This is a genomic window from Novosphingobium ovatum, from assembly GCF_009909235.1.
GTDB classification, from domain to species: Bacteria; Pseudomonadota; Alphaproteobacteria; order Sphingomonadales; family Sphingomonadaceae; genus Novosphingobium; species Novosphingobium ovatum.
Genome location: NZ_JAAAPO010000002.1, coordinates 467,787 through 494,571, shown reverse-complemented (window position 1 = coordinate 494,571; position 26,785 = coordinate 467,787). Strand labels below are relative to the sequence as shown.

The window sequence follows — 26,785 nt, the reverse complement described above, 5'->3', positions numbered from 1 at the left end:
GTCAGTTCTGCACCAGATCGACGCCATGCACCATGCCCAGCAAGTGACCCGCGTCATCGGTCACCGGCAGCACCAAAAGCCCGCCATGCGCGCGGCTGGTGGCGACCGCGTCGCCCACGCTGGCCCCGGCCGACAGGCAGACCGGATCGCGCCGCATGACTTCGCCCACGGTGATGGCGTAAATGTCGGCGCGCCCCTGAATGGCGCGGCGGATGTCCCCATCGACGATCAGGCCCAGCAGGCGGTCCTCCCAATCGACCACGCAGGCCGCCCCCATGCGGCCGGTCGACATGATGGCGATCGCCTCGGACAGGGCCATGTGGGGCAGGACGCGGGGCAAATCCTCTCCGCCGCGCATGATCGCGCGCACGGGTTGGGCGCTGTGGCCCAATTGCCCCGCCGGATGGGTTTGCAGGAAATCATCGCGGCCAAACCCGCGCAACCGGCTGACCGCCACGGCCAGCGCATCACCCAGCGCCATGTGCAGCGTCGTGCTGGCGGTGGGAGCCATGTTCAGATGGTCGGCTTCGCGCAGGATGGGGGCGTGCAGCAGGATATGCATCGCCTGCCCCAACGGCGAGGCCATGTGGCCGACGATGCCGATCAACTGGCATCCCCGCGCGCGCAGGCCGGGCAACAGGCGGATCAGCTCGGTCGTGGTGCCGCTGTTTGAAAACATCAGCACCGTGCTGCCGTGGTTCACCGCGCCCAGATCGCCATGCGCGGCGTCCCCCGCCGACAGGGTGAACGCGGGAATGCCCAGCGACGACATGGTGGCCGCCACCTTTGCCGCGACCAGCCCCGATTTGCCCACGCCACAGCACAGCACCGGAAGGCGTACCCCCGCCAGATGGTGGATGGCATCGGTCAATTGCGGCGGGGGATTGGCCATCAGGCTGGCGATGGCCTCCATTTCGCCGCGCAGCACGTCCAGCGCCCATTCATGGGTGGGCGCAGCCACCGGGGTCAGCATGCGGGCGGGACGCAGCGAAGGTATGGGGTGACGGTTGGTCTGGGCCATCATGCGGCCTCCTGTGCCTGATGGGCCAAAGCGGCCAGATTAGCGGCGATATCGTCGGCCGATGGCGCGCCGCGCGCCATGCACAGCACCTGGCCCAGATCACAGGCCGCCGGGCGCAGCACGCGGGCGGCCAGATGCCACGCCTGATAGCGGCGCAGCATCGCCGGATCACAGCCCCGCATTCCCGCCAGCGTCATGCCCGGTGCCAGCGGCGTGGCGTTCAGCCATGGGGCCATGCGTTCGGGCGCGGCGACCGACAGGATCGGCGTACCTGCCCATGCCGCCAAAGCCCAGCTTTTCGACAGATCGGCCACCACCGCATCGGCCGCGCAAACCAACAGGCGCGTCGCGTCAGGGTGGCGGATCAGACGCATCCGGGCCGGGTGGGCCTCGATATGGCGCAACAGGGCGTGGCGGTTGACGTGCAGGATGTTGAGCGGATGGTCGCTGATCGCCAGCAAGGCGTCGGGCGGCGTCTGATCGGCCAGATCGTTCAACAGGGCCACACTGTCGGGATGGGCGGCATGGGCCAGATAGAAATTCTCGGCGTGTTCGTACATCAGCGGCACGGCAATCACCGGCCGGTCGGTCGGCAGGTTCAGCGTGGCGCGCGCGGCCTTGCGCGTGGGGCGGGTGCGCTCAGCCGCCTGGGCCAGCGTGGCAAAGCCTTCACGCGCCAGATCGGCCTGTTTGCGCGCGGTGGCGGGCATATGGCCATGGCGGAACGGCAGTTCGTCCAGCACGATCCACGCAGGGTCCGTGACAAAGGGCGGCAGGGCGCCTTCGGTGATATGCCGCACCAGCCCCGGAAAACCGGCGGGTGTGGTGAAATCGGCGCTGCGCGCCAGCGTCAGGTCGGGGGCGATCTGCGCCACTGTGTCCATCAGCCCCGGAATGGCAGCGGCATTGCGGCGGAACAGCGCAGGCGGATCATGGTCGACAATATGCCAATTCAGCTTGTGCAGCGGCAACAGCGGTTCCAGTTGCGCGCCCGTCACCCCGGTGTTGCGCCATTGCGGAGCAACCATCAGATGGATCGCTTCCACCTGTTCGCTGCGCGCCATCATGCGCAGCATGGGGGTAATGATATGTTCAAACCACCAAGGGGTGATTGCCGGTAGGTAAAACAGGATGCGCATGCGGGCCTTCTTGCGAAATCAGGCGCTTGGCCCTGACCGCCCACGGCCTTGCGCCCCTTTGTCCCAGATATGAACAGGGCTGCTTAATATGCCTGATGGGCCGGCATCCGTGTTTACACCTGTTTCGTACACTTTCAGGCCACCTGTGCGCTGACAGCGCTTGATGCGGCGCGCGCCACGGGTTAGGCGGCAAATAACGTCCATTCCGGGCGCATTTCGGAGTTCCCAAGGGTGGAAGACAATCAGGCCGCGCTGTCCCGGCGTCAGATCAACGCGATCCAGACCCGCGACGACATTCTGGATGTGGCCAGCAAGGAATTTTCCGAAAAAGGGCTGGCCGGCGCGCGCATCGACGAAATCGCCGAAAAGACCCAGACGTCCAAGCGGATGATCTATTACCATTTCGGCAGCAAGGACGGGCTGTATCAGGCCGTGCTGGAACGCGCCTATGAACGCATCCGCACGCAAGAACAGGCCGCCCGGTTTGAGGACATGGCCCCCGATCAGGCGTTGCGGGCGATCATCGGGCACAACTTTGACTACCACTTTGAACACCCCGAATTCGTCCGTCTGGTGATGAACGAAAACGTCGAAAAGGGCGCCCACATCACCCAGATCGAGGGCGTGCGCGACCGTAACCGCTCGGTCATCGCGGCGCTGGCTGCCATTCTGGACAAAGGCATCGCCCAGGGGCTGTTCCGCGAGGGCATCGATCCCGTCGACCTGCACACCACGATCAGCGCGCTCTCATTCTACAACGTGTCAAACCGTTACACCTTCCGGCACAATTTCGGCGTCGATTTCGCGCAAGCCGCCACGCGCGCGCGACGGCGCGAACAGATCATCGACTGCGTGCTGGCATGGGTGCGCAAGGTCTGAGTGCGCAAGGGCTGAGCCAAGCCCGCCCCGTCTGGACTCTTGCACCGCCCCGGTGACATGTACTATCCAGTACATGCAATAACACCGGGAGGGATTTTCGCGTGACTACACGCCCTGTTCACACCGTTCGCCGCGCGGGTGCCATTGTCGCCGCCGCCGCCCTGACCACAGCCACCCTTGCCACCGCTGTATCGGCGGCCAAACCGCGCGACTTTCCGGTCGATGCGCGTCCCGTGCTCGAGGACCGCTATCCCGCCCGCGTGCAGCACTGGCCGGGGAACGTCACCAGTCTGGCCGATGTCACCTATCAGACGATCCCCGGCTATCGCCCGATGGTGATCGACATCTACATGCCCGCCACCGCGCCCAAATCGCCCAAACCGCTGGTGCTGTATGTGCATGGCGGCGGCTGGGTGGGTGGTCACACGCGCCACGCGGGCGCGATGGCCAATTTCCCGGCGGCGCTGGCGCGGCTGGCCTCCGAAGGCTTTGTCGTGGCCAGTCTGGAATACCGTCTGGCCGGTGAAGCCCCCTTTCCGGCGCAATTGCAGGACGCGCGCGCCGCGCTGCGTTTCCTCAAGGGCAATGCCGCGCGATATGGCATCGACCCGGCCCGGACCGGCATCTGGGGCGGATCGGCTGGCGGACACCTCTCGGCGCTGACGGCGCTGAGCTGCGGTGACAAGACGCTGGACGCCCACGGTGCCGCCACGACCGATGGTGATACCTGCGTGCAGGCCGCGGTGATCTGGTACGGCGTGTTCGACTTTGGCGCGCTCTCGGCAAGCCGTCCGGGCGGCAGCGATCCGGCGGGGGCTAAGCTGTTGAACTGCACCGGCCCTTGCAGCACGGAGGCCTATGCCAAGGCCAGTCCCGTAACCTATATCACGCCCAAGGCGCCCCCATTCCTGTTGATCCATGGCGAGGAGGACAAGACCGTGCCCGTCGCCCAATCACATCTGGTCGAGGCGCGGCTGAGGGCCAATGGCACCCCGGTTGAGGCGATCTATATCCCCGCCGTCGACCATTCCTTTATCGGCGCCACCCCGGCGGTGACGCGCAGCGCGACCTTGCGGGCGATGAACGCGACGTTCGATTTCCTGCACGCGCGACTGGACCGCAAGGGGACGCGGCCATGAGCGCGGCGAAATTTATCGGCGCGGCGGTGGTGATGGCGGGATCGACGTTGTGCCTTGCATGGACCGCGCGGGCGCAGGCCCCAACCCCTGCCAATTTGGCCCCTGCCGACTTTGTCGAGGCCCCCGGCAAGGCCAAGGTGCAGGCCGCCTGCACCGCCTGCCACGCGGCCGGGATCGTCACGGGCAAACGCCATGACGCGCACAAATGGGGCGAAGTGGTGGACCAGATGATCGACAAGGGCGCGCAGGTGCCCGAGGCCGATTACGACACGATCGTCGCCTATCTGGCCAAGAATTACGGCCCCGCGCAATAAGGCCGCAAGGGGGGGGCAAGGCGTTGCGGCCCTGCCCCCCACCGGCTTCAGGGGGCCGGTTTGGGATTGGGGCTGATCGGATGCGGGCGGGCGGTCTGGCCGCCGTTGATGGCCCAACGGATCGCCTCGACCATCATGGTGCGGATGCGCGGATCGTCCCATGCCGCATCGGTATGGCCCAGCCCTGTGTAAAACACCCGCCCACTGCCATAGCCCTTGATCCACGCCACGGGAAAATCGCCGTCCTTGCGATGCACCATCGGCGCGGCCAGATTGACGCTGCGCGTGTCCAGCCGGGCCAGCACGTCCACCTTGTCCCGCGCATAAGGCGTGGGCAGCATCTGGTAATGCTCATCGCGCAGGGTCATGCCGGTGCGAAATGGTTTCATCGCCGGAAAATCGGGGCGTTCGACGATGATGCGCGCGTTGGCGATCATCCATGGGTGGTTGTCAAACGCGCCGCCCAGCATCTCGGCATATTCAGGCCAAGAGGGCGCGGTGGCGGTGGCGGTGTGGACGCCGATAAAGCCCTTGCCGTCCTTGGACACGAAATCCAGCAGGTCGCGCTTTTGCGTCTCGCTCAGGTTCAATTCGCCATTGGTGTAAAACAGCACCGCGTCGAAATAGTCCAAGTTTCGCCCACGGGCTTGCTTGGGGCCGCCCTTGGCGTACAGCCCCTTGCCCCATGTCTCGCCCTTGGTGATCCAGTCGGTGTCGGTGCGGATAAAGCTGACATAGGCGCCCGATTGCCGCCCGATCTGCTCGATCACGCTGACGGCATGGCTGACGGCCATATGCGCGGTCTGGTTGCCGGTTGACAGGTCGGCGATGATCAACAGGCGCTTCTTGCCAGCATAGACGTCCTCATAGCCCGGCGGCGGGGTGCGCGGTGGGCCGGCAGCGGGCGCAGGCTGTGGCGGCGTTTGCGCGCCCAGCCCCACGGCCACCGCGCCCAGTGCCAACAGACGGATGATACGGTTCATGGGCGGCGGCCTTTCGTGGGCAGGGCAAAGGCGGTGATGGTGTCCGACGTCAGCGGGCTGTCGAGGAAGCTGCCGCCGGTGCTGGTGATGGCAACGATCTGGCGACCATCCGCCCCGGCATAGGTGATGGGCGTGGCATGGGCGGCGGCGGGCAGGCGCACCTCCCACACCATCTGCCCGTTGCGCGTGTCAAACGCGCGGAACCGGCCATCGTCGCTGGCCCCGATAAAGGTCAACCCGCCCGCCGTGGTGATCGCTCCGCCAATGTTCGGGCGGCCGGTCAGTTGCTTGCCCTCGGGTGCTTCGTCCGTGACGCCCAAAGGCACCTGCCAACGCACCCGCCCCGTCACCATGTCGACAGCGGATAGGCGGCCCCACGGCCCTTTTTGGCACAACATCCGCGTGCCTTCCAATTGAAAGCGCCCGGAAACCGGCCCGCGCTCATAGGGCAGCGCGCCGGTTGAAGGCACCAGCGCGGTTACCTGCCCCAGATCGCTGGTGTTGACGATCAACAGCCTGCTGGCCGGGTCATAGGCCGCCCCGCCCCAGTTCGATCCCCCCTGCAATCCGGGAAAACTGATGGTGACGCGGTTCAGCCGCACCGGATGGTACAGCCCACCCGACACCATATCGTGCCGCTTGATCCATGCGGCGCAGGCGTCATGCAATTGCGGCGTCAGATCTGTGATGTCGCGCGCGGGATCAAATCCGGTGCGGGCCAGCGGCGGCGTCACCACCGGCATCGGCTGGGTCGGCGCGGCGATTTCGCCCGGCACATCGCTGGCCGGAACAGGCCGCATCGCCACCGGATGGATCGGCTTGCCCGTCACCCGGTTCAGCACGAACAACAGGCCGTTCTTCGAGACGATCGCCACGGCGGGCACCTTTTTGCCGCGCACAGTGGCGTCGAACAACAATGGCGGCGCCTGCAGGTCGTTGTCCCAGATATCGTGGCGCACCACCTGGAAATGCCACAAGTATTTGCCGGTGCGCGCGTCCGCCGCCACCAATGACGTGCCATACAGATTGTCGCCCGGCCGATCGCCGCCATAGCGGTCAAAGGCGGGGGCGCCGAACGGCATATAGACGATCCCGCGCGCCGCATCGACCGTCAGAAAGCCCCAGACATTCACCCCGCTGCGCCGCTCCGCGCCGGTTGGCCCCCAGGTGTCGTGGCCCGGTTCGCCTGCACGAGGGACTGAATGAAAAGTCCAAACCAAGCGGCCCGTCACCGCATCCCAAGCGCGTACATCGCCCGCTGTTCCGCGCGGCGGAAATTCCTGCACCGCGCTGCCGGTGATGATCAGATTGCCATGGACAATCGGCGGACTGGTCATGCCGTAAAAGCGGGCCTCGGCACCTTGCAGCACGTCGGGCGTTTTCATGTCCACCACGCCATTGTCGCCAAAGCCAGAGGCAAAGGCCCCCGTCGCCGCGTCCAGCGCGATCAGTCGCCCATCGCGCGTGCCGAACACGATGCGCGGGGCATGGGCGGCATCGCCCGCCCAATATTCCACCCCGCGCAAGGATGGCTGACCGGGGCCGGGAATGGCCGTGGCCCACAATTCGCGCCCACTGGCCGGGTCCAGCGCGACCACGCGGCCATAGGGCGTCGAGACGAACATCCGCCCGCCTACAACCAGCGGCGTCACCTGTGACCCTGCGAATCGGCTCCGCCGCCGGGCCGAGGGCGGCGCGCCCGGCGGCGGCGCTGCGGGGGCGGACATGCCCTCGGCGGCGCGCTGGGCCTCGGCATTGGGATCGCGCGGAGCATCGGGCGCGGGGCTGTCGGGACGCATGTGATAGGTCCACACCGGCTGCAAATGCTGCACATTGGCGGGCGTGATCTGGGCCAAGGGCGAATGGCGCTGCCCACCCTTGTCATGGCCATAGGTGGCCCAATCATCAGTGGTGGTGGCCGCGCCTGCCCCTGTCACCAGCAGCCAAGCCGGCACCAGACAGGCAGCCGCGGTGTTCCGGCCCGTTCGCGCGGTGGAAATGACGCGCATTTTGCTCTCCCTCAGTTTTATGGACTAGTTCGTACATAATGGTTCCCAAGGCAAGCGGTTTTGAGTATGGACAAGCCAAAGCAAGGGGAGAGACCAGCCATGAGCGGCACGATCCTGGTCCTGAACGGGCCAAATCTGAATTTGTTGGGCGAGCGTGAGCCCGAAATCTATGGCCACGACACGCTGGATGATGTGGCGGCGATGTGCCGGGCCGAGGCTGAAAGCGCGGGCTATACCATCGACTTTCGCCAGACCAACGCCGAGCACGAAATGGTCGAATGGGTACAGCAAGGCCGCAAGGGTCTGGCTGGTATCGTCTTCAACCCGGCGGCATTCACATATGCGGCCTATCCGGTGCTGGACGCGCTGAAAATGGTCGATTGCCCGGTGATCGAGGTGCATATCAGCAACATCCACCGCCGCGAGGCCGAGTGGCGCAGCAAATCGATCATGACGCAGGTCGTGACGGGCATCATCTCTGGCCTTGGCGTGGATGGCTATCCCTTGGCGGTGCGCCACATCATCACTCGCCGGGAGAAGGGCAAGTGAGCGGCGCCCCTGCCCGCCCCACCCGTCAGCGGATGGTCATTCTGGCACTGATTTCAACCGCAACACTGATCAATTATCTGGACCGCTCGGTGATGGGCGTGGCAAAGCCCGCGCTGTCGGCCGAACTGCACCTGCGGCCAGAGGACATGGGCTGGATCTTCTCCGCCTTTTCATGGACATACGCGCTGGCGCAGATCCCCGGCGGCTATGTGATCGACCGGCTGGGCACGCGGACAACCTACGCGCTCTCGCTGGGTCTGTGGTCACTTATGACGGCAATGCATGGGGCGATGATTGGCTTTATCTCGCTGATTGTTGCGCGCCTGTTGCTGGGCCTGGCCGAAGCGCCATGTTTTCCCGCCAACAGCCGCGTGCTGTCGACATGGTTCCCGCAGCAGGAACGCGCCAAAGCGACCGGCGTCTATACCGTGGGCGAATATATCGGGCTTGGCTTGCTGATCCCGGTGCTCAGCTGGATTTTGGCGACCTATGGCTGGCGCGTGATGTTCGTGGTGGTTGGCGTGCTGGGCATGGGCTTTGCCGCGCTGTTCTATCGCATGTACCGCGAGCCGGGGGAAAGCACCGCCAATCAGGCGGAGCTGGACCTGATCGCGGCGGGCGGCGGCTTTTCGGGCGGGACGGCCTCGCTGGGGTTTAGTTGGAACCGCGTTGGACAATTGATGCGCAAGCGGCAGATCGCCGGCGCGTCGATCGGCCAGTTTTGCTCGAACTCCACTCTGGTGTTCTTCCTGACGTGGTTCCCCTCCTATCTGGCCGAAGAGCGCGGGATGACTTTCATCAAGTCGGGCTGGCTGGTGTCGCTGCCCTATGTGGCGGCGTCGGTGGGCGTGATGCTGGGCGGGGTGGTGTCGGACTGGCTGATTCGCCGCACAGGTTCGGCCACGATCGGGCGCAAGGTGCCGATCATCGCCGGACTGCTGTTGTGCGGATCAATGGTTGCGGCCAATTGGGCCGACAGCAACGAGATGGTCATCGCCATCATGAGCCTTGCCTTTTTCGGTCAGGGATTGGCGGGGCTGGGCTGGACGCTGCTGTCCGATGTTGCGCCCAAGGAGATGATGGGGCTGACCGGCGGCCTGTTCAATTTCGTCACCAATCTGGCGGGCATCATCACCCCGCTGGTGGTGGGTTATGTGGTTGGTTCAACAGGCGGATTCTACGGAGCACTGGCATATATCGGGGCGTTGGGGCTGATCGGCACCCTCACCTATATCTTTGTTCTGGGCCCGGTTGAGCGTGTGACGATCGACTGATTTCCCTCCGTGGTCGCGCCTGCCCTCACAGGCGCGCACTGCGACCAAAGGCGTGTGTGGCGATAATGCCACGCACGCCTTTTTTGCGGCCACATTGCGCAACATTGCGTGCACAAACGGATTGACCGCGGCGATAACGATATGTACCGGTTAGTTCACAAACGCCGGCACAGGGGCCGGAACATGTCCTTTGGGAGGGCCATAATGAACAGAAAGATGCGTTTCGTCGTCCACACGTCGCTGGCTGCGATGTCGGTGGGCTGGGCTGCGGGCGCCCATGCGCAAACCGCGCCGGCCGAACCGGCCACGGCTGAAATCATCGTCACCGGGTCCAGCATCAAGGGCGTTGCCCCGGTGGGGTCGAACCTGACCACCGTGACCCGCGCCGATCTGGAAACCACCGCCGCGCAGACCGTGCAGCAGGTGCTCAAGAGCGTGCCGGCGGTTGTCGGCCTGCAGGCGGCGGGTCAGGGCGCGTTCGGTTCGGCCGACGGTTCGGGCACCAACGCGCCGACCATCCACGGTCTGGGCGCATCGGCTTCGAACTCGACGCTGATCCTGATGAACGGCCACCGCATCCCCACCAGCGGCATCAACCACGTGCTGGCCGACCCGAACATCCTGGCCCCCATCGCGCTGGAACGCGTCGAGGTGCTGGCAGATGGTGCCTCGTCGGTCTATGGTTCGGACGCAGTCGCGGGCGTGATCAACTTCATCACGCGCAAGAACGTCAACGGCTTTGAAGCCAATGCCCAGACCGGCTTTGGCTCGGGCTATCACACCTATAACGCGGGCCTGCTGTTTGGCCGCACCTTTGCCGAAGGCTCGTTCCTGGTCGCGTACAACTATTCCGACCGTTCGAACCTGGCGGCTTCGTCGCGTTCGTACACCAACAGCGCCAACCTGGTGCCCTATGGCGGTCGCAACAACACCCCCACCCGCTGCGCCGTGCCGACCATCGGCGGCAGCACCGCCGCCTATCTGACCTATACGCCTTCGGGCTGCGACCAGACCACCGCGTGGGATCTGCTGCCTTCGGAAAAGCGCCACAACGTCTATGCGCAGCTGACCTATGACGTGTCAGACAAGCTGCACCTGTTTGGCGACATGATCTATTCGAACCGCCGCAACGTACAGAACGTGACGCGCGGCAATGCTTCGAACACGATCTATGCCAACAGCACGGGCATCGCGACCGGCCGTTCGGTCAATCCGTTCGCGCTGGCGGGTCTGGGCAACAACTATGTCGTGGGCTGGAACGCTGACGCGATGTTCGGCCCCGGCGCGACGATCACCGGCACCGCCGAAGACCTGTATTTCCACATGGACGCGATCTATGACCTGTCGCAAAAGTGGCAGGTCAATCTGGGCGGCGTCTATGGTCAGGACCTGTCGCAACAGATCAACGTGGGCCAGTTGAACACGGCCGCGTTCAACCTGGCGCTGAACGGCTATACCAGTGCCGCGATCAATGGCGTCAATCAGGTTGTCAGCCAGACGCTGACCACGGCCAACGCGCTGGATCTGTGGGGCAATGGCACCTCGGCCGCGACCAAGGCGTCGCTGATCGACAACCGCCAGTTGCAGCAGGCGCGCCAGACGATGCGCAACCTGTACCTGAAGGTGTCGGGCGATCTGTTCGACCTGCCCGCCGGCGCGGCCAAGCTGGCTGTGGGTGGCGAGCTGGTCAGCTACAAGATGCATCAAGACATCGTGCGCGGCAACGGTCTGGGCATCGCCAGCCAGAATTCGCAGGCGCTCTCGATCGACTATCGCCGCAATGTCAGCTCGGCCTATGCTGAACTGTATGTGCCGCTGATCCGCGACGGTTTCGTCAAGCTGCTCGATCTGAACATTTCGGGCCGCTATGATCACTACAGCGACTTTGGCAACACGACCAACCCCAAGATCGCGCTGAACTTTGAACCGGTGCGCGGTGTCAAGTTCCGTGCCAACTGGGCGCGCAGCTTTGTGGCTCCGGCGCTGACCTCGATCGGGTCGAACGCCAATGGTCTGACGGGTGAATCGGGCTTCTCGGGCGTGCTGGGTTCGGCGCTGCCGGGCGGTGGCCCGACCCTGTCGCTGGCCAGCTTCCCCACCGCCGCCAGCATTCCGGGCGCGGTCTGCTCGGCCACGGCCTGCACCATCAGCAACGTGCAGGGCGTGCTGATCACCGGCGGCAGCGGCAAGCTCAAGCCCCAGAAGGGCGAGGCATGGAGCGTGGGCGTCGATCTGACCCCGGCGCAGGTGCCCGACCTGCGCGTCTCGGTGACCTATTGGAGCAACAAGCTGCGTGGCGGCATCACCGCACCCCAGCCCTCGCTGGCGCTGGGTTCGGCGGACCTGTCGTACCTGATGCAGATCTATCCCTCGGGCGCCACGGCCACCGACATCAGCAATGCTGGTGCTGGCCTGCCGCAGACGGGCGTGATCAACGGCTCGGCCTACTTCATCTACAACTATCAGCAGGCCAACGTGCTGAATCTGGATGTGGCGGGTCTGGACGTGTCGGCGGCCTATCGCTTCACCACCCCCATCGGCAAGTTCAACATCGGCCTCAGCTTCACCCGCAAGCTGAAGTTCGACCAGTTCTTTGGCGACAATGGCGTGAAGTTCAGCGTGCTGGGGACCTCGGGCTTCAACACCACCTTCCCCAGCGTCAAGACCGAAGGCCGTCTGAACGTGTCGTACAGCAATGGCGCGTTTGATGCTGACGTTTTCGTCAACCATCTGGGCAGCTACACCTATTGGGGCTCTTCGGTGATGAACCCGATCACCCGCACCAATGGCGTGCCGACCGGCGGCGGCGACCATGTGGGGGCCTTCACCACGGTGGACCTGCATCTGGGCTATACGCTGAAGAACTTTGCCAACCTGCGGGAAGTCAACGTTTATGTTGACGCAACCAACGTGTTCGACAAGGCTCCGCCCTTTGTGAACACCTATACCACCAACGGTGCGGTCGGTTATGACGGCCTGAACGCCAACCCGCTGGGTCGCGTCGTCAACGTTGGCCTGCGTACCAAGTTCTGATCCACCCTCCAACCCCGCCGGGGCTTCGGCTTCCGGCGGGGCTTTTTTCCTTTTTACGTCATTATTATACGGAGCCGCCCCCCATCATGACCGCACAGCCCCGCAAGTCCCTCTCTACTACGGGTGCTGACACCATGGTGGGGGTTGGCCGTGGCCGGGTGTTGGCCGGGCTTATCGGCCGCGGCATTCTGGAAAGCCGCACGCCGTGGATGCACGAGTGTGAGGCCGACGCGCAGGGGTTGCGCATGGTCTACAGCCTGTTCGATTTCAGCGACCGGGGCTGGGCCGACGAGGATCTGGGCGCGGCGATCGATGCGGCACAACGCGTTGGTTTTGCCGGCCTGAATGTCACCTTTCCGTTCAAACAATCGATCATTCCCCTGCTGGACGAGCTGTCGCCGCAGGCCGCCGCGATTGGCGCGGTCAATACCGTTGCGCTGCGCGATGGACGGCGGATCGGGTATAACACCGATGTCACCGGCTTTGCCGAAGCGTTCCAGTCCGGCCTGCCCGATGCCCCGCGTGACCGCGTGCTGCAACTGGGCTGTGGCGGAGCTGGGTCGGCAACGGCCCATGCGCTGCTCTCGACACTGGGCGCGCGCCATGTCCTGCTGTTCGATCCCGAGGCCGCCCGCGCCGAGGCGTTGCGCGCGCAGCTGGCCGCGCTGTATGGCGACAAGCGCGTGGCGGTGACCGACAACCCCACCGCCGCCGCCGCCAAGGCGGATGGCATCATCAATGCCACGCCCATCGGCATGGCCAAATTCCCCGGCACCCCCCTGCCCGCCGCCGCCATCGAGGCGCGCCATTGGGTGTCCGACATCGTCTATTTCCCGCTGGAAACCGCCCTTTTGGCCGAGGCCCGCGCGCGCGGTTGCCGCGTTTTGAATGGGCGCGGCATGGCAGTGGGACAGGCGGCCGACGCCTTTGCCATTTTCACCGGCCTGACGCCTGATCGCGCCCGCATGGCCGACAGCTTTGCCGCCTTTGCCACCGCCACTCCCAGCGATTGAGGTCACGCCATGCCGGTTCCTGCCGCCCTGTCCGCAAGCCGCATGAAAACCTCTATCGCCACGGTATCGGTCAGCGGCGCGCTGGGCGACAAGCTGGTGGCGATTGCCGATGCCGGTTATGGCGGCGCGGAAATCTTTGAGAACGACCTGTTGTCAGCCCCGCAATCGGCCCGCGAAATCGGCGCCTTGATGCGCGAACTGGGGCTGGCCTGCACCATGTTCCAGCCTTTCCGCGATCTGGAAGGTCTGCCGGACACCATGCGCGCCCGCGCGTTCGAGCGGATGAAGCGCAAGTTCGAGGTGATGGAGCATCTGGGCACAGATTTGGTGCTGCTGTGCTCGAACTGTTCACCGCATGCGCTGGATGACCGGCAACGGATGCTGGATGACCTGCACGAATTGGGCGAAATGGCCGCCGCCCATGGCAAACGTGTGGGCTATGAGGCGCTGGCATGGGGCCGCCATGTGGCCGACCACCGCGACGCCTGGGCGCTGGTGCGTGACGTCGATCATCCCGCGATCGGTTTGGTGCTGGACAGTTTCCATTCGCTCTCGCGCCGCGTGCCATCGGCCAGCATCGGCGACATCCGCGCGGACAAGCTGTTCATCGTGCAGGTGGCCGACGCCCCCTATATCGAGATGGACCACCTGAACTGGTCGCGCCATTTCCGCTGCATGCCGGGACAGGGCGATTTCGCGCTGGCGCAATGGGCCGCCGCGATCCAGCGCACCGGCTATGACGGGTGGTGGAGTCTGGAGATCTTCAACGACCGGTTCCGCGCCGGCAGCGCGCACACGATCGCGCGCGATGGGTTGCGGGCATTGCGCTTCATGGAGGATCAGGCCGCACGCGCCGCGCGCCGCGACAGCCCAATGCCGCCGCGCATCCAGCCCAGCGGGGTGGAATTCATCGAATTCGCAGCCGCCCACGAGGAAGCCGAAGATTTCGGCAAACTGTTCACTGCATTGGGTTTTTCTCCCGTCGCCCGCCACCGCAGCAAGGATGTTGTGCGCTGGCAGCAGGGCGGGATCAATCTGGTGGTCAATTCCGAACCTGAAGGTCTGGCCCACAGTTTCGACATCGTCCACGGCGGCTCGGTCTGTGCGATGGGCATTGCGGTGCCCGACCAATCGGCCGCGCTGGCCCGCGCCGAAGCGCTGGATATTCCACGCTTTCGTCAGGCGGTGGCGCCCGGCGAATGGGAGATCCCCTCGTTGCGCGGGATCGGTGGCAGCCTGCTGTATCTGGTGGATCAGGCAACGCGTGACGCGATGTGGGCCGATGAATTTCCCGTGGCATTACAATCCGCGCCGGCCCAACCATTACTGACCCGCGTCGATCACATCGCCCAGACGATGCATTACGAAGAAATGCTCAGCTGGTTACTGTATTATCACGCCCTGCTGGAGGTCAACAAAACCCCGCAGCTGGAAATCGCCGATCCGATGGGGCTGGTCTATAGTCAAGCGGTCGAAACACCCGATGGCGCGCTGCGTTTTACGCTGAACGGTTCGCTGGCGGCGGGCAGCCTGACCTCGCGCTTCATACAGGCCTATTTTGGCGCCGGTGTTCAGCATATCGCGCTGTCTTGCAACGACATTTTCGCCGCCGCCGAACAGGCGCAGGCGCGCGGCCTGCCGTTTCTGGAAATCGGGCCCAACTATTACGAAGATCTGGAGGCGCGGTTTGACTTGCCCGCCGATCTGGTTGACCGCATGGCGCGGCTGAATATTCTGTACGACCGGGACGGCGATGCCGAATATTTTCAATTCTATTCGCGCGCGGTGGCCAAGCGGGTTTTCTTTGAAGTTGTCGAGCGGCGCGGCTATGCAGGCTATGGCGCGGCGAATGCGGCGATCCGTTTGAACGCACAGGCCAAATTCCGCGAGCGCGACGAGGATTGAGCGGTCGGGCCTGACGCAGGCCGCCCATCCGCCACCACATTCGGGACATAAGGGAGAGTGAGGATGAGACACGCATTTGGTCTAAAAATGACAGCGCTTACATGGACTTTAGGGGCCGTTTCGACCGCCTCTTTGGCACAGGCTCCGGCGGCAGAGGAAACCCCGCCCGCAGACATGGCCGCACAGGTCGCCGCGGCCCGTGCCGCGCTCGATGCCGGCGGCCAAGGCGCGTTCAAGGCCGAGATGGTGTCTGACCCGCGCCTGCCCACCCACACCATCTACCGCCCGCGCAACATGGCCGCCGCCACGCGCGCGGGACGTTTGCCGATCGTCGCCTTTGGCAATGGGGCCTGCGCCAATATCGGCAACCGCTTCCGCTATTTCCTGACCGAGGTCGCCAGCCACGGCTATCTGGTATTGGCCACCGGCCCCGCCCGCGAACGCACGGTGGAGTGGAAGGTGTCGTTGACTCCGCCCGGCGCGCCGGTGCCGATGGACCGTCCGCCCGAAAGCTTTGCCGCGCAATTGAATGACGCGATCGATTGGGCCATCGCTGAAAACAGCCGCAAGGGCAGTCCCTATTTCGGCAAACTGGACCCGAGCAAGGTGGCGGTGATGGGCCAATCCTGCGGCGGGGTGCAGGCGGTTTCGGCTGCCGCTGACAAGCGGGTGAAGACCGCGCTGGTGCTGAACAGTGGTACCTTTGCCGAAGGCAGCAAGCCGTTGCCGGGCACGGGCGACGCCAACAAGGCCAGCCTGCGCCGCATCCATGTGCCGGTGGCATGGATCAGCGGCGATCCCTCGGACGTGGCCCACAAGAACGCGATGGCCGATTTTGCAGCCTTTACCCATGCGCCCGCGATGTGGGCGTGGCACGAAGGCACCGGCCATTCCGCCCATTGGCGCGACCCGCATGGCGGGCTGTTCACGCCGGTGGTGGTCGATTGGCTGGACTGGCAGTTGAAGCGCAAATCGGCCGCCCGTGCCACCTTTACCGGCGTAAAGTGCAAGCTGTGCGCAGCGCCGGGCTGGCATGTGCAAGGGCGCGGGCTGTAACCCTGCCCTTGGCCACAAACAGACAGGGCGGCGGTGGGACATCCCATCGCCGCCCTGTTCGGTTAAGGGGAGCACCAGCCAGACGCGCCCCGTCCCGATCTCGTCATATCGCGCTTTCCGCGCGCAGGCCTAGATCGCGCCTTCCGCGCGCAGCCAGGCCTCGATCTCCACGCGATCGGCGTTCAGGCGCGGCGGGGCCTGATCGGTCCCCGGCTGTCCGGGATGCATGGCAAAGCCGGCGCCCGGCACCCGCACCGCCCCATCCACCGGAATGCCATCAATGGTGATCGGCATCAGCGCCGCGCTGCCGGCCAGATCGGCGGCCTCGTCCACGCGGCGGACCATGCCGCAAGGGATCCCGGCCGCGCTCATGCTAGCCTCCCACTGGGCCGCATCGGCGCGGGCAAACTGCGCCGACAATTCCGCCTGCATCGCGTCAAAATTGGCCCGCCGCCCCTCTGGCGTGGCAAAGCGTTCGTCACTGAGCCAATCCTCACGCCCCATATGGCGGGCAAGGGCGGCAAATTGCGCGGGCTGCACCACGCCCAGCGACACCTCGCGCCCGTCGCGGCAGACGAACATCGAGGCCGTCGGCAGGCCGGAATAGCCGGTATTGCCCATCCGTTTCATCGGCGCGCCGGTCACCAGAAACGGCGTCAGCGCGCTGGTCATGAAGGCCAGACTGGCATCCAGCATCGACACATCGATATAGGCCCCAACGCCGTTGCGCTCGCGCCCCATCAGCGCCGACAGGATCGCCAGCGCCGCCGTCTGTCCGGTCAGTGTGTCGACAATGGGAAAGCCAACCCGAACTGGATCATCGCCCTCGCTGCCCGACAGCATCATCATGCCGCTGGTGGCCTGCACGATATTGTCGATCGCGGGCCAATCGCGCTGGGCGCTGGTCTGGCCATAGCCTGACACCGAGCAGAAGACGATGTCCGCCCGCAAGGCCTTGGCCGCCTCGTACCCCAGCCCCAGCCGGTCCATCACGCCGGGGCGAAAGTTTTCCAGCACCACATCGCTGCGCGCGATAATGGCGCGGGCAATGGCCAGATCCTCGTCCGCTTTCAGGTCCAGCGCGATGGATTTCTTGCCCGCGTTGGCCGCGATAAACGCGGGCGACATCCCGTCATAGCGCCGGTCAGCGCCATAATTGCGGAAATTGTCGCCCGCCTTGGGCTCGATCTTGATCACTTCGGCACCCATCAGCCCCAGCAGATACGAGGCATAAGGCCCCGCCATCACATGGCTGAAATCGGCGATACGGATGCCGGCCAAAGGCTTGGTCATGGTTTCTCCGGGAAATTCTTGGCGGACACGGTCCAGCGTTGATCCTTGCACAAGCCGCAGTCGCGCCCGACGAACTGGCGGGCGGCGGAGGCGTTGCCCTTTAGCTGCCAATCCAGCCACGCGGTCGCCACCTGCCCCCACGCGCCGCCATTGGCCAGCGCAAAGGTGCCGCCATGGCCTACCGGCATGCTGGCCAGAAACACCGGCACATGGGCAATGCGCGAGACGTCATCCGTCCCGTTGGGATAGGCAATGTCCTGCGGCCCGCCCAGTACATAGGCGATGGGGGTGTGCAGCTTTTTCAGGTCATCCTTGACCAGATGGACGCCCGACAGGCCGGTGTCGGCCCGGATATAGACGCCGCTGTTCAGTGCGACCACGGTCTTGATCCGGGGATCGGCGCCGGCGGCAATCGCCTGCAACCCGCCACAGCTATGCCCCATCACTGCGACATTGGCAGGGTCTACATGGGAGGCCAGATCGGTCCCCTTCACCCAATCAATCGCGGCCAGCAATTGGTCCACGCTGGTTTCATCGGGCGTGCCGCGGGGCGGCGCCACCGGGCCACCGGGCGGCAGTGGGGTCGGGCCGTTCGCCGCCGGCAATTGGGCCAGCGCGGGGCGTTCCTCACGCGCGGCACCATTGGCGATCACGACATAGCCATGGCTGGCGACCTCGCGCAGGAAATAGCTGGCCGAGAGGCCATTGTCGCGGCATCCACCATTGCCCCACAGCACCAGCGGCAATTTGCCCGCTGGCCAATTGGCCGGACGATAGATGGTATACCCGCGTGCGTCCGCGCGCGCCTCGGCCACGGCGGGATAGGCGCCGCTGCCGGCGGGCGCGCCGATCACGCCGGGCGCCATCACCGGCGGCGGGGCCTTTGTGGCGGGCGGTTGCGCCCATGCCCCGGTCGCCACAGGCGCCAGCGGGATCAGGCCCATCGCGGCCCAGCGCATGTTGCGCAGCATTGAACGTGTCATTGGCTCTCTCCCTGACAAGCGATCTGGTCGCGCCCCTTGACCGCCGCGCGGGCGGAATGGAACGCCTTCATCCCATCAATCCCGAACGCGGCCAGCGAGCGCGCGTTCACCTCGGCATCGTGGAGGTACATCGCGTCAAACCGCGCCTGATCCTGTGCCGAGGCGGGGCTGACCACCACTTTGCTGCGCAGCGCCTCCTTCATGCCGCGCTGGGCGGCGGCGGTGATTTCGCGTTCCAGCGCGGCCTCCCACACTTTTTGCCCTTCCTCCAGCACAGCGCGGTCGGCGCTGGACAGGCTGTTCCAGCGCGCCATGCCCATCGCGCGCGCCGGATAGGCCCCGCGCGGGATCTTGATCGTGTTGAAATAGCGCGCCACCTCGGCAAAATGCAGCGCCTTGAACGTGTCGGCAGGCGCCACCACGCCGTCGATCACGCCCTTGGCCATGGCGGAATAGACCTCGCCCATGGGCATGTTCACCGGGTCCGCGCCCAAGGATGCCAGCACGGTCAACAGTTCTGTGGGCGCGCGCAGGCGCAGGCCTCGAATGTCGTCCAGCGTGCGGATCTGTTTATGCGTGGTGACGATGCCGGGCAGGCTGCCCCCCTGCACCGCCAGCACCTTCAACCCCTGCAACTCATGCGCCATTTGCGGGTTGGCCGCCGCGATGCACTGATACAGCGCCAATTGCGCCGGCATGCTGTCGGCGCCCGAATAGAACCCCGACTGGATGCGGATCAGATGCGTCCCGCCCTTGACATAGATCGGCGTGATCAGGCCGATATCAGCCACGCCATGGCGCAATTCCTCCATCGACATGTCGGACGAGAGCACCGCGCCAGACCAACTGGGCCGCACCTTGAGCCGCCCGCCCGAACGCGCCTCGACAAATTTCATCCACGCCTGATCCGCCTTGGAAAAGGGATGGCTGGGCGAATAAGGCGTGGCATAGGTCAACACCGTCACGTTGGGCGCGGGCGCGCGGGCGCAGGCCCCCAGCACCAGCGCGCCCGCAGCCACCAGCAAGGCACGGCTCCAACGCGTCATGCCACCCCCCGCTGATGCAGAAAGCTGTCGACCATGCCGACCATCTTGGCATGGTCCCAATTCTTGGCGTCGACCATGTCGGCATCGATCATCAACACCGGCACCCCGGCGGCCTCCAGCGCGGCGGCGGTGATCTTGGTGCCCGATTGCGACAGGCGGTTGTCGGGCGGCAACAGCACGACACAGGCGTCGATGCCGCAACGCTCGGCCTCGGACACCATCCAGCCGTTCATCCATGGCGGCAGGTGCAACACCTCGTTCATGGAACACACGCGGCTGGCCAGCGCGTCCATCGGGCGGCCCTGCACGTCCCGCAAATAGGCCGGCCCGGCAAAGGGCATATACATCGACCAGACGAACACCGCGCCCAGCTTTTCCTCCAGCGCCTGATAAAAGCCGGGGTCGTGCCAGACGCCCGCGCCGATCCACATCAGGCGGATCTTTTCATTGGCGGCCGCGCCAGCCCCGCTGGCGATGCGCTCCATCACCTGATCGCGGAATTTTTTGGCATGGGCCACCGCCCAGTCCGATCCGCGATGCCATTGGGGGATCATCGTGTTGGGCATCTGTTCGGCGATCGACACCGGGCAGGGCCGCGCATTGCCAATGGCCTGCGCCGCCTCCCAGATATAGCCCTCCTGTTCGTTGATGCGCTCCATCAGGTGGTGGAGTTTCGCCTCGTCAAATTTGCGGCCGGTGCGATTTTCCAGCAAGGTGATCAGGTCGCGCATTTCGGCCACCATCATCGCGATGCGGTCGGCGTCATAGACGTTTTCCCAATCGCCGCGCGATTTGGCGAACCATTGCGGATCCTTGTGCTCCCATGCGGGGGCCTCCATCGCAAAGAATTCGGTGCCCATCGCCTGTGCCCATTGGCCAAACACATGCTGGATACAGTCGCACGTCATGCGCGCCACCAGCACGGTGGGCGTTGGCAAGCCGCCCCAGGGTGCCGTCGACGGATCATTGGCCAGCGTGCAGGCCAGCCCCAGTGAACAATATTTGCAACTGTTCTTGGGATAGCCCTTTTCGACCATCACGTCGAAATAGCGGTTCGACAGCTGTTTGGCCGAGATATAGGCCGACCACCACTGATTGGTGATGATCGGAATGTCCATGACGTGAAAGATCTCGTGCGGGGTGTCGGCCTGCACGATGGCAAAGGGCTCGCCCTCCTCGACCACGCGGCGGCGCAGTTCGATGCCAAACGCCTTCTGATAGGCATTGGCCTCGGCGGTGCAGGCCAACAGCTTGCGGCTGCGCTGCCCCGAAGGCGCGGCTGCGGTTTTCTCGGCGGCGCTCATTGGAACACTCCTGCTGCTTCCATGGCGGCGATCCGTTCATCGGACAGGCCGCACAGTTCGTGGGCGATGGCATGGGCGTGTTCACCCATGCCGGGGGCGCGGAACGGCACAAAGCCATCGCGCGACAAGCGAATAGGCGTGGCGATATGGCCAAACGGCCCAAGAATGGGGTGGTCCAGCGTGACCAGCGCGCCGCGTCCCGCCAATTGCGGGTCGGCGTCGATCATGTCCTGACAGTCCTGCACCACGCCACAGGCGATGCCCGCCGCCTGCAATTGGGCCATGACGGCGTGATCAGCGCGCGTCGCGCACCATGCCGCCACATCCGGCCCGGTGATCGCGTGCAGCGCCGCCAGTTCACCCGCATCCGCCGCGCTGATCGCAACATAGCGATCGTCGCCAGCGCAGGGGAACACGCCCTGCATCGCCATGCGCGGATCATCATTGCCCATGCGGGTCGGGCGCTCACCCGCCTTGGCCGCCGACAGAAAGTCGCGCATCTGCTGGACACAGATCTCGTACATGCTGGCGTCGATATGGCACCCCCGGCCCGTTTCGCGCCGATGTTGCAAGCCCGCGGACACGCCCGCCGCCATGACAAAGGGCACGATCACATCGCCATAAGGCACAGCGCCCGGAATGACCGGATTGCCATGGGGATAGCCCGTCAGGAACGTGCGCCCCGACAATGCTCCGCCCGTGCCATCGACGCCCCATTCCTGCGCCATCGGGCCGCTCTGGCCAAAGACGCTGCCCGACACCATGATGATGTTCGGGTTGACTTGGGCCAGCGTGTCGTAATCCAGCCCCAGCTTGGCCATGGTGCCGGGCGAGAAGTTCTCGACCACGACATCGGCCCATTCAATCAAGGGGTTCAGGATCTCGCGCGCCTCTGCCTTTTTCATGTTCAGCGACAGGCTGCGCTTGGAGGAATTCAGGTGGGCAAACCACGGCTTGTCATCCCAATTGCCCTGTTGCGAAACCGACACCTGCACGTCCAGACGCGCCAGATCGGGGCGGGTGCGGGTTTCGACCTTGACCACCTCTGCCCCCAGATCGCCCAGCGTCTTGGTGGTGATTGACCCCACCAGCGCCCAGGCAAAGTCCAGCACGCGAATGCCCGACAGCGGCCCCGGCCGCGCGCCGGTGTGGACGGCGGGGGCCTGTGCCACCACGCCCTCGCGGATGCTGGCAAAGCGTGTGGGCAAGCCATCATCCCCGTCAAAGAAGCCGCGCGCCGCCAGATGCGGATCGGCCAGCACATCGCCCGGTTCGTTCGCGACACAGGCATTGATGCCCCGGCGCAGACCTTCGCTGGCGATCTCGGCCTTGGTGCGTGACAGGAAGAAGGCCGCAATCGCCGCCTCCCAGATGGCGCGCGTTTCCGCAGGCAAGGTGCTGCGGTTATAGGCCAGCCAGTCGGTGCCGCGCAGCGGGTTGTCCATCCCCACCTCGTCCATCCAGTCGGACAAGGCCTGATTGGCCGGCGCGCCCAACCGCCCCGTCATCAGCGAGTGGAAGCACCAGCCATCGGCCAATTGCCAGATCGCGCGCACCGTCGCCTTGCCATAGGCCAGCGCGCCGCCCACCCGTGACAATTTGCGCTGGTCAAATTGCCAGCACAGGATGCCGTTGAAATTGCGGCTGAAGGCCACCTGTTGAATGGAAACGTCGACATGTTGCCCCCGCCCATGGGTGCCGCGCGCGTAATGCGCCGCCATTGCCCCACAGGCCGCCACCATATCGGCGTGGAACGTACAGGCGTCGCCCGCTTCCTTGACCGGCACCTGCCCCGGTTCGCCCGTTACCCGCAGCGCCCCACCCATGGCCGAAGCCACCAGTTCGCCGCCCTTCCAGCCGCCACGGGGGCCGCCCGAACCAAATGGCGTGACCGAGACGTGGATGGCCGTTTCGGGCACCACCAGATCACCCAAACCGTCCAGCCCGATGTCATCGATGACGAAAGACGCGCCCTCGACCGGGCCGCCCAGTTCCGCCCCCATCGAGGCGAAATAGCGCGCCAGCGCCCGCTGGCCCATGCCGCCCAACACGGCAACGCGATGGCCCTTCAGCGGCTTCATGCGGCAACTCCTTGCAAAAATGCGGCGATTTCAGCGTCCACGCCGTCACGCCCGGCGCCATCCCGGCGCGTCAAAACCAGATGCGGCAGCCCCGCCAGCGTCAGCGCGGCGATTTGCACGGGCAGATGCCAGCCCAGCGCCTCCTCCTCCTCGGGCAGCCACAGCACCACGGCGCGCGCCTTCAACGCCTGCGCCTGTGCCACCAGCCCCGCCCCGCGATCAACAAAGGCGCGCGGCCCCTGTGCCGAGGCTACCAGATTGCGGGCCACCGCCAGCACCGGATCACTGCTGCCTTGCTCGACCGGCTGGCCCAGATCGGCCCATAGTTCGGTCAAGCTCTGCCCTGCCGCCGCCCAGCCCGCCGCCCGCACCATGGCGCGCAGCCGGTCATCAGGCGCAGGCGTGCCAGCGATCAGGCACAGCGGCGCGGCTTCGTCCATCGCCGCCGCCTGTGCCGCGCGCACCGCGTTGGTGGCGGCAATCCCGGCCTCCAGCGCGGCATCATCCACGCCCAGCCGCCCCTGCAACGCCCGCAAGGACGCCACCGTGCGCGCCAGACTGCTGGCCCGACCCGCCTTGGCAATGTCCAGCATCAGTGGCTCTGGCCCCTGGATCGTGCCATTGGCCCGCAATTCGCAGACATAATAATACAGGCGCTGCGCACTGTCGTCGGCGCGGGTAAAGACCACCGCCTCCAGATGATCCAGCGCGCCATCGGCCCAGTCCTGCAACACGCTGCGCGTCCACAGGGGAAACTTGCTTTCCAGCCAGCGGTCGGCGTCAGGCGTGGCCCGGTCGATGATCCAGCCCACCGCCCCGCCACAGCGGCCCGACGCGGCGAACAGGTCATGAGGCATGTCCGGCCCCAGATATGCAAACATGGTCATTGCCCCAAAACACCCGGCAGCCACATGGCCATCGCCGGGAACAGGATCAGCAAAAGCAGGTGCACCAGATCCGAACCCAGAAACGGCAGCACCCCACGGAAAATGCGGGACAGCGGAATGTCCTTGGCCACGCCCTGAATGACGTAGAGGTTCATCCCCAGCGGCGGATGGACAAAGCCGATCTCCATCGCGCGGGTCAGGAAGATGCCGAACCAGATCGGGCTCATCCCCACGCTTTGCACCACCGGCAGCAGGATAGGCGTGGTCAGCAGCATCAGCGCCAGCCCATCCAGCACCGAGCCCAGCAGCAACAGCAGCAGCGCCACCAGCAACAGCGTCGGCACCGTGCCCAGCCCCAACCCGGTCACCCCATTGCCCACCGCCTCGGTCAGGCCCGAGACCGAGATGAACACGCTGAACACCATCGCCCCGATGATCACGCAAAAGATCAGGCCCGATGTACGCAGCGTCTCGGAAAAGGCGGTGTAGAGCACATCGCGCGTCAGCCGCCCGCGCCACGCCGTGATCGCCAACGCGCCCGCCGTGCCGATGGATGAGGCCTCGGATGGGCTGAACCAGCCCAGCACGATCCCGCCCAGCACCAGAAACAGCAAGGCGATCATGTCGGCAATCCGGCCCAGCGCCTTGATCCGCTCGCCCCAAGGGGCCCGTTCAGTCGCAGGCGCGATATCGGGCCGCCAACGCGTCAACAGCCAGATCACGCCGATATAGAACGCGATCTGCGTGGCCGCCGGGATCAACGTAGCGGTAAACAGTTTGCCGATCGACTGTTCGGCGATGATGCCAAAGACGATCAGCGCGCCCGAAGGCGGCACCATCTGGCCCAGCGTGCCCCCCGCCGCCAGCGTGCCCGTCGCCAGCGAGGGCGAATAGCCACGGCTGCGCATTTCGGGCAGCGCCACCAGACCGACCGTGGCCGTGGTGGCCAGCGATGATCCGTTGATCGCGCCAAACCCCGCGCAGCCCGCGATCGAGGCATAGGCCAAACCGCCCCGCCGATGGCCCAGCAGCTTGGCCGCGGCGTCAAACAGGTCGCGGCTGGCGTTGGCGGAAAAGAACAGATGCGCCATCAGCATGAACAGCGGCAGCGTCCCCAACTCATAGCGGGTGAGCGTTTCTGTCAGCACCACGCCGGTCTTGATCAGCGCCGGTTCCATGCCCAGCGTCACCACCAGACCGCCCACGCCCACAAGGCCCAGCGCCACGCCAATCGGCACGCCCGACAGCAACAGCGCGAACAGGATCAAAAGGCCAATCAGGCCCGTTTCAGGGGTCGCGTACATCAGCCTTTCCGCTCCACCAATTGGCGGGCAAGGATCGCCAGCACCACCACCATCGCGCCATTGGCAAACAGGCGCAGCGCGGCCCAAGGCACGCCCACCAGCTCGCTGACCTCCTGCGCATGCCACAGGTCAGCCGACAGCCACGCCGCCCCGCCCAGCAGCGCGGCAAAGAACACCATGGTCAGCGCGATACAGGCCCGGTCGGCCAGCGGGCGGATATGGGCGGGCATGCGGTCCAGCATGAAATGCACCTGTGCATGCGCCCGCCGTGCGGTCGCGGCCACCAGCGCCAGCGAGCCCGACACCAGCACAGCCACCTGCACCAGCTCGATCGCGCCGCGCAGGGGCAGGCCGGTATGGCGGCCAATCACCGCCGCAACGTTGAGCAGACAGGCGGCAATCAACGCGATCCCCCCGGTCCACACCATCAGATCCCACAATCGCTTCACGCGGCTTTCTCCCGAACCGCGCCATCATCGGCCACGGTGATCGGCGGCAAACCTGCCGCCACAGTGATATCTTCGACATAGCGGCGCACGCGCGCGCCCGCTTCTCCCGTTGCCAGCACGGGGCGGCCCGGCGCCTCGACATGGACAGGGATGATCGACAAGGCGATCCCGCCATCGGCCGCCCAGTCCAACCGCGCCAGCATCGCGTTCACCGCCTCTGGGTGAAACGGGGCCAGCGTATAGGCCGGGTCAGGCTCGAAACCGAACAGCTTCTTGCGCCGCTCGGCCCAGGCAGCGCGGGCCGGATGGTCCTGCGCGGGGCTGAGCGCTCTGGTCACAACGCAGCCATTGCCCATGCCGTGCAGGATGGGGCGACCACGGTAAAACTCGATCCCGCGCAGGATATGCGCGTGGTGGCCGATCACCACATCGGCTCCCGCCTCCACCGCCGCATGGGCGATGGCGCGTTCATAGGGCGCCAGTCTGGCCGGCGTATGGACGATCCCCTTGTGCAGCGCGACCAGCACCAGATCGGCCCCTTGCGCACGCGCCGCCGCGATATCGGCGGCCAGCACGCCGGGCACGTCATTGTCCATCCGCACCATGTTGGCCGATGGCGCGATGGGCGCGCCATCTTCTGTCTCCACCCGCAGCCAGGCCACGCCGGGGCTGTCCACCCCTGCCCAGCCATTTTCCGGCCCAACGCAATTGTACGACAGCAGCGCCACGCGCCGCCCGCCGACATCACGCCACACCGCCGCGCGAGCCTGCGCCAGATTGGCCCCCGCGCCGCAATGGCCAATGCCCACGCCGTCCAGCCCCGCCATCGTGTCGGCGATGCCCTGCGGCCCGCAATCGGCCATGTGGTTGCCCGCCAGCGAGACAAGGCCAAACCCCGCCTCTGCCAGCGCCTGGAGGTTTTCGACCGGCGCGCCGGGGGCTGGCACATCGCCATGCAATTCATGCAGGCTGGCGGTATGGGGCACCTCCAGATGCCCCACCGCCAGATCGCCTGCGCGAATGGCAGGCGCGATGCCCGACAACCAGTGCGCGCCGTCAGGTTCATCCAGAACCAGATCGCCCGACACCACAATCGACACCACGCCTGCCATCACCTTGCTCCT

Annotated in this window: 22 protein-coding genes; 9 read left to right on the top strand and 13 right to left on the bottom strand. The window is 65.5% G+C overall.

Annotated elements, in window-relative coordinates; genetic code table 11:
* Position 1: 1 nt before the first annotated feature.
* Together GTZ99_RS06410 and GTZ99_RS06405 are read right to left on the bottom strand one after the other, a co-directional pair.
* Positions 2 to 1,021 (bottom strand): KpsF/GutQ family sugar-phosphate isomerase, encoded by a 1,020-nt coding sequence (locus GTZ99_RS06410; protein WP_227711142.1) that lies wholly within the window; start codon positions 1,019 to 1,021, stop codon positions 2 to 4.
* On the bottom strand, positions 1,021 to 2,160 hold the full coding sequence (locus GTZ99_RS06405; protein WP_161717427.1) for a hypothetical protein: 1,140 nt from the start codon (positions 2,158 to 2,160) through the stop codon (positions 1,021 to 1,023). The genes GTZ99_RS06410 and GTZ99_RS06405 overlap by 1 nt, the downstream gene beginning before the upstream one ends.
* Before the next feature lie 231 nt (positions 2,161 to 2,391).
* Here GTZ99_RS06405 and GTZ99_RS06400 point away from each other — a divergent pair, with 231 nt between their 5' ends.
* The 3 genes from GTZ99_RS06400 (at position 2,392) to GTZ99_RS06390 (ending at position 4,492) form a co-directional block, all read left to right on the top strand.
* Entirely contained in the window at positions 2,392 to 3,039 is a 648-nt protein-coding gene (locus GTZ99_RS06400; protein WP_320076648.1) for a TetR/AcrR family transcriptional regulator, read from the top strand.
* Positions 3,040 to 3,140: 101 nt separating this feature from the next.
* Entirely contained in the window at positions 3,141 to 4,178 is a 1,038-nt protein-coding gene (locus GTZ99_RS06395) for an alpha/beta hydrolase (protein WP_320076647.1), read from the top strand.
* Positions 4,175 to 4,492, top strand: coding sequence for a cytochrome c (locus GTZ99_RS06390; protein WP_161717426.1), 318 nt, complete (start codon positions 4,175 to 4,177; stop codon positions 4,490 to 4,492). Before GTZ99_RS06395 ends, GTZ99_RS06390 begins: the two co-directional genes overlap by 4 nt.
* Positions 4,493 to 4,539: 47 nt before the next feature.
* Here GTZ99_RS06390 and GTZ99_RS06385 read toward each other — a convergent pair whose 3' ends face one another.
* Together GTZ99_RS06385 and GTZ99_RS06380 are read right to left on the bottom strand one after the other, a co-directional pair.
* A complete protein-coding gene (locus GTZ99_RS06385) occupies positions 4,540 to 5,475 on the bottom strand; it encodes a ThuA domain-containing protein (RefSeq protein ID WP_161717425.1) in 936 nt (311 codons plus the stop codon).
* Positions 5,472 to 7,484 (bottom strand): pyrroloquinoline quinone-dependent dehydrogenase, encoded by a 2,013-nt coding sequence (locus tag GTZ99_RS06380; protein WP_161717424.1) that lies wholly within the window; start codon positions 7,482 to 7,484, stop codon positions 5,472 to 5,474. Before GTZ99_RS06380 ends, GTZ99_RS06385 begins: the two co-directional genes overlap by 4 nt.
* 99 nt (positions 7,485 to 7,583) lie before the next feature.
* Between GTZ99_RS06380 and GTZ99_RS06375 the strand changes: the two genes are divergently transcribed.
* The 6 genes from GTZ99_RS06375 to GTZ99_RS06350 all read left to right on the top strand — a co-directional run bounded on the left by GTZ99_RS06375 (position 7,584) and on the right by GTZ99_RS06350 (position 16,314).
* Complete coding sequence (locus tag GTZ99_RS06375) at positions 7,584 to 8,033, top strand: type II 3-dehydroquinate dehydratase (RefSeq protein ID WP_161717423.1); 450 nt, start codon at positions 7,584 to 7,586, stop codon at positions 8,031 to 8,033.
* On the top strand, positions 8,030 to 9,307 hold the full coding sequence (locus GTZ99_RS06370; RefSeq protein ID WP_201742391.1) for an MFS transporter: 1,278 nt from the start codon (positions 8,030 to 8,032) through the stop codon (positions 9,305 to 9,307). The genes GTZ99_RS06375 and GTZ99_RS06370 overlap by 4 nt, the downstream gene beginning before the upstream one ends.
* A gap of 204 nt (positions 9,308 to 9,511) precedes the next feature.
* Complete coding sequence (locus GTZ99_RS06365; protein WP_161717422.1) at positions 9,512 to 12,340, top strand: TonB-dependent receptor domain-containing protein; 2,829 nt, start codon at positions 9,512 to 9,514, stop codon at positions 12,338 to 12,340.
* An 86-nt stretch (positions 12,341 to 12,426) separates the two neighbouring features.
* A complete protein-coding gene (locus GTZ99_RS06360; protein ID WP_227711141.1) occupies positions 12,427 to 13,353 on the top strand; it encodes a shikimate dehydrogenase in 927 nt (308 codons plus the stop codon).
* A gap of 9 nt (positions 13,354 to 13,362) precedes the next feature.
* A complete protein-coding gene (locus tag GTZ99_RS06355; RefSeq protein WP_320076646.1) occupies positions 13,363 to 15,258 on the top strand; it encodes a bifunctional sugar phosphate isomerase/epimerase/4-hydroxyphenylpyruvate dioxygenase family protein in 1,896 nt (631 codons plus the stop codon).
* A gap of 132 nt (positions 15,259 to 15,390) precedes the next feature.
* Complete coding sequence (locus GTZ99_RS06350) at positions 15,391 to 16,314, top strand: alpha/beta hydrolase (protein ID WP_227711140.1); 924 nt, start codon at positions 15,391 to 15,393, stop codon at positions 16,312 to 16,314.
* 129 nt (positions 16,315 to 16,443) lie between these two features.
* Here the strand turns inward: GTZ99_RS06350 and GTZ99_RS06345 are convergent, their stop codons facing one another.
* Genes GTZ99_RS06345 through GTZ99_RS06305 form a run of 9 tightly spaced genes read right to left on the bottom strand, consistent with a single transcriptional unit; the run spans position 16,444 to position 26,773 of the window.
* The gene (locus GTZ99_RS06345) at positions 16,444 to 17,607 is read right to left on the bottom strand and encodes a CaiB/BaiF CoA transferase family protein (protein WP_161717419.1); all 1,164 of its coding nucleotides are present in this window, start codon (positions 17,605 to 17,607) and stop codon (positions 16,444 to 16,446) included.
* Entirely contained in the window at positions 17,604 to 18,590 is a 987-nt protein-coding gene (locus GTZ99_RS06340; RefSeq protein ID WP_227711139.1) for an alpha/beta hydrolase, read from the bottom strand. Before GTZ99_RS06340 ends, GTZ99_RS06345 begins: the two co-directional genes overlap by 4 nt.
* On the bottom strand, positions 18,587 to 19,636 hold the full coding sequence (gene dctP / locus GTZ99_RS06335; RefSeq protein WP_161717418.1) for a TRAP transporter substrate-binding protein DctP: 1,050 nt from the start codon (positions 19,634 to 19,636) through the stop codon (positions 18,587 to 18,589). The genes GTZ99_RS06340 and dctP overlap by 4 nt, the downstream gene beginning before the upstream one ends.
* Complete coding sequence (locus GTZ99_RS06330; protein WP_161717417.1) at positions 19,633 to 20,940, bottom strand: 2-hydroxyacyl-CoA dehydratase subunit D; 1,308 nt, start codon at positions 20,938 to 20,940, stop codon at positions 19,633 to 19,635. The genes dctP and GTZ99_RS06330 overlap by 4 nt, the downstream gene beginning before the upstream one ends.
* Positions 20,937 to 23,021, bottom strand: coding sequence for a CaiB/BaiF CoA-transferase family protein (locus GTZ99_RS06325; protein ID WP_161717416.1), 2,085 nt, complete (start codon positions 23,019 to 23,021; stop codon positions 20,937 to 20,939). The genes GTZ99_RS06330 and GTZ99_RS06325 overlap by 4 nt, the downstream gene beginning before the upstream one ends.
* Positions 23,018 to 23,908: a hypothetical protein gene (locus GTZ99_RS06320; RefSeq protein ID WP_161717415.1), complete on the bottom strand. Its 891-nt coding sequence runs from the start codon at positions 23,906 to 23,908 to the stop codon at positions 23,018 to 23,020. The genes GTZ99_RS06325 and GTZ99_RS06320 overlap by 4 nt, the downstream gene beginning before the upstream one ends.
* Positions 23,905 to 25,212: a TRAP transporter large permease gene (locus GTZ99_RS06315; RefSeq protein ID WP_161717414.1), complete on the bottom strand. Its 1,308-nt coding sequence runs from the start codon at positions 25,210 to 25,212 to the stop codon at positions 23,905 to 23,907. The genes GTZ99_RS06320 and GTZ99_RS06315 overlap by 4 nt, the downstream gene beginning before the upstream one ends.
* Positions 25,212 to 25,661: a TRAP transporter small permease gene (locus GTZ99_RS06310; RefSeq protein WP_161717413.1), complete on the bottom strand. Its 450-nt coding sequence runs from the start codon at positions 25,659 to 25,661 to the stop codon at positions 25,212 to 25,214. The genes GTZ99_RS06315 and GTZ99_RS06310 overlap by 1 nt, the downstream gene beginning before the upstream one ends.
* A complete protein-coding gene (locus GTZ99_RS06305) occupies positions 25,658 to 26,773 on the bottom strand; it encodes a CapA family protein (protein WP_161717412.1) in 1,116 nt (371 codons plus the stop codon). The genes GTZ99_RS06310 and GTZ99_RS06305 overlap by 4 nt, the downstream gene beginning before the upstream one ends.
* Between the last annotated feature and the right edge of the window lie 12 nt (positions 26,774 to 26,785).

What these genes read in the sequence shown, in the direction of transcription:
- GTZ99_RS06410 (WP_227711142.1), bottom strand. Translation starts at nt 1,021, where the DNA reads ATGGCCCAGACCAACCGTCACCCCATACCTTCGCTGCGTCCCGCCCGC.
- GTZ99_RS06405 (WP_161717427.1), bottom strand. Translation starts at nt 2,160, where the DNA reads ATGCGCATCCTGTTTTACCTACCGGCAATCACCCCTTGGTGGTTTGAA.
- GTZ99_RS06390 (WP_161717426.1), top strand. Translation starts at nt 4,175, where the DNA reads ATGAGCGCGGCGAAATTTATCGGCGCGGCGGTGGTGATGGCGGGATCG.
- GTZ99_RS06385 (WP_161717425.1), bottom strand. Translation starts at nt 5,475, where the DNA reads ATGAACCGTATCATCCGTCTGTTGGCACTGGGCGCGGTGGCCGTGGGG.
- GTZ99_RS06380 (WP_161717424.1), bottom strand. Translation starts at nt 7,484, where the DNA reads ATGCGCGTCATTTCCACCGCGCGAACGGGCCGGAACACCGCGGCTGCC.
- GTZ99_RS06375 (WP_161717423.1), top strand. Translation starts at nt 7,584, where the DNA reads ATGAGCGGCACGATCCTGGTCCTGAACGGGCCAAATCTGAATTTGTTG.
- GTZ99_RS06365 (WP_161717422.1), top strand. Translation starts at nt 9,512, where the DNA reads ATGAACAGAAAGATGCGTTTCGTCGTCCACACGTCGCTGGCTGCGATG.
- GTZ99_RS06360 (WP_227711141.1), top strand. Translation starts at nt 12,427, where the DNA reads ATGACCGCACAGCCCCGCAAGTCCCTCTCTACTACGGGTGCTGACACC.
- GTZ99_RS06355 (WP_320076646.1), top strand. Translation starts at nt 13,363, where the DNA reads ATGCCGGTTCCTGCCGCCCTGTCCGCAAGCCGCATGAAAACCTCTATC.
- GTZ99_RS06345 (WP_161717419.1), bottom strand. Translation starts at nt 17,607, where the DNA reads ATGACCAAGCCTTTGGCCGGCATCCGTATCGCCGATTTCAGCCATGTG.
- GTZ99_RS06340 (WP_227711139.1), bottom strand. Translation starts at nt 18,590, where the DNA reads ATGACACGTTCAATGCTGCGCAACATGCGCTGGGCCGCGATGGGCCTG.
- dctP (WP_161717418.1), bottom strand. Translation starts at nt 19,636, where the DNA reads ATGACGCGTTGGAGCCGTGCCTTGCTGGTGGCTGCGGGCGCGCTGGTG.
- GTZ99_RS06330 (WP_161717417.1), bottom strand. Translation starts at nt 20,940, where the DNA reads ATGAGCGCCGCCGAGAAAACCGCAGCCGCGCCTTCGGGGCAGCGCAGC.
- GTZ99_RS06325 (WP_161717416.1), bottom strand. Translation starts at nt 23,021, where the DNA reads ATGAAGCCGCTGAAGGGCCATCGCGTTGCCGTGTTGGGCGGCATGGGC.
- GTZ99_RS06320 (WP_161717415.1), bottom strand. Translation starts at nt 23,908, where the DNA reads ATGACCATGTTTGCATATCTGGGGCCGGACATGCCTCATGACCTGTTC.
- GTZ99_RS06315 (WP_161717414.1), bottom strand. Translation starts at nt 25,212, where the DNA reads ATGTACGCGACCCCTGAAACGGGCCTGATTGGCCTTTTGATCCTGTTC.
- GTZ99_RS06305 (WP_161717412.1), bottom strand. Translation starts at nt 26,773, where the DNA reads ATGGCAGGCGTGGTGTCGATTGTGGTGTCGGGCGATCTGGTTCTGGAT.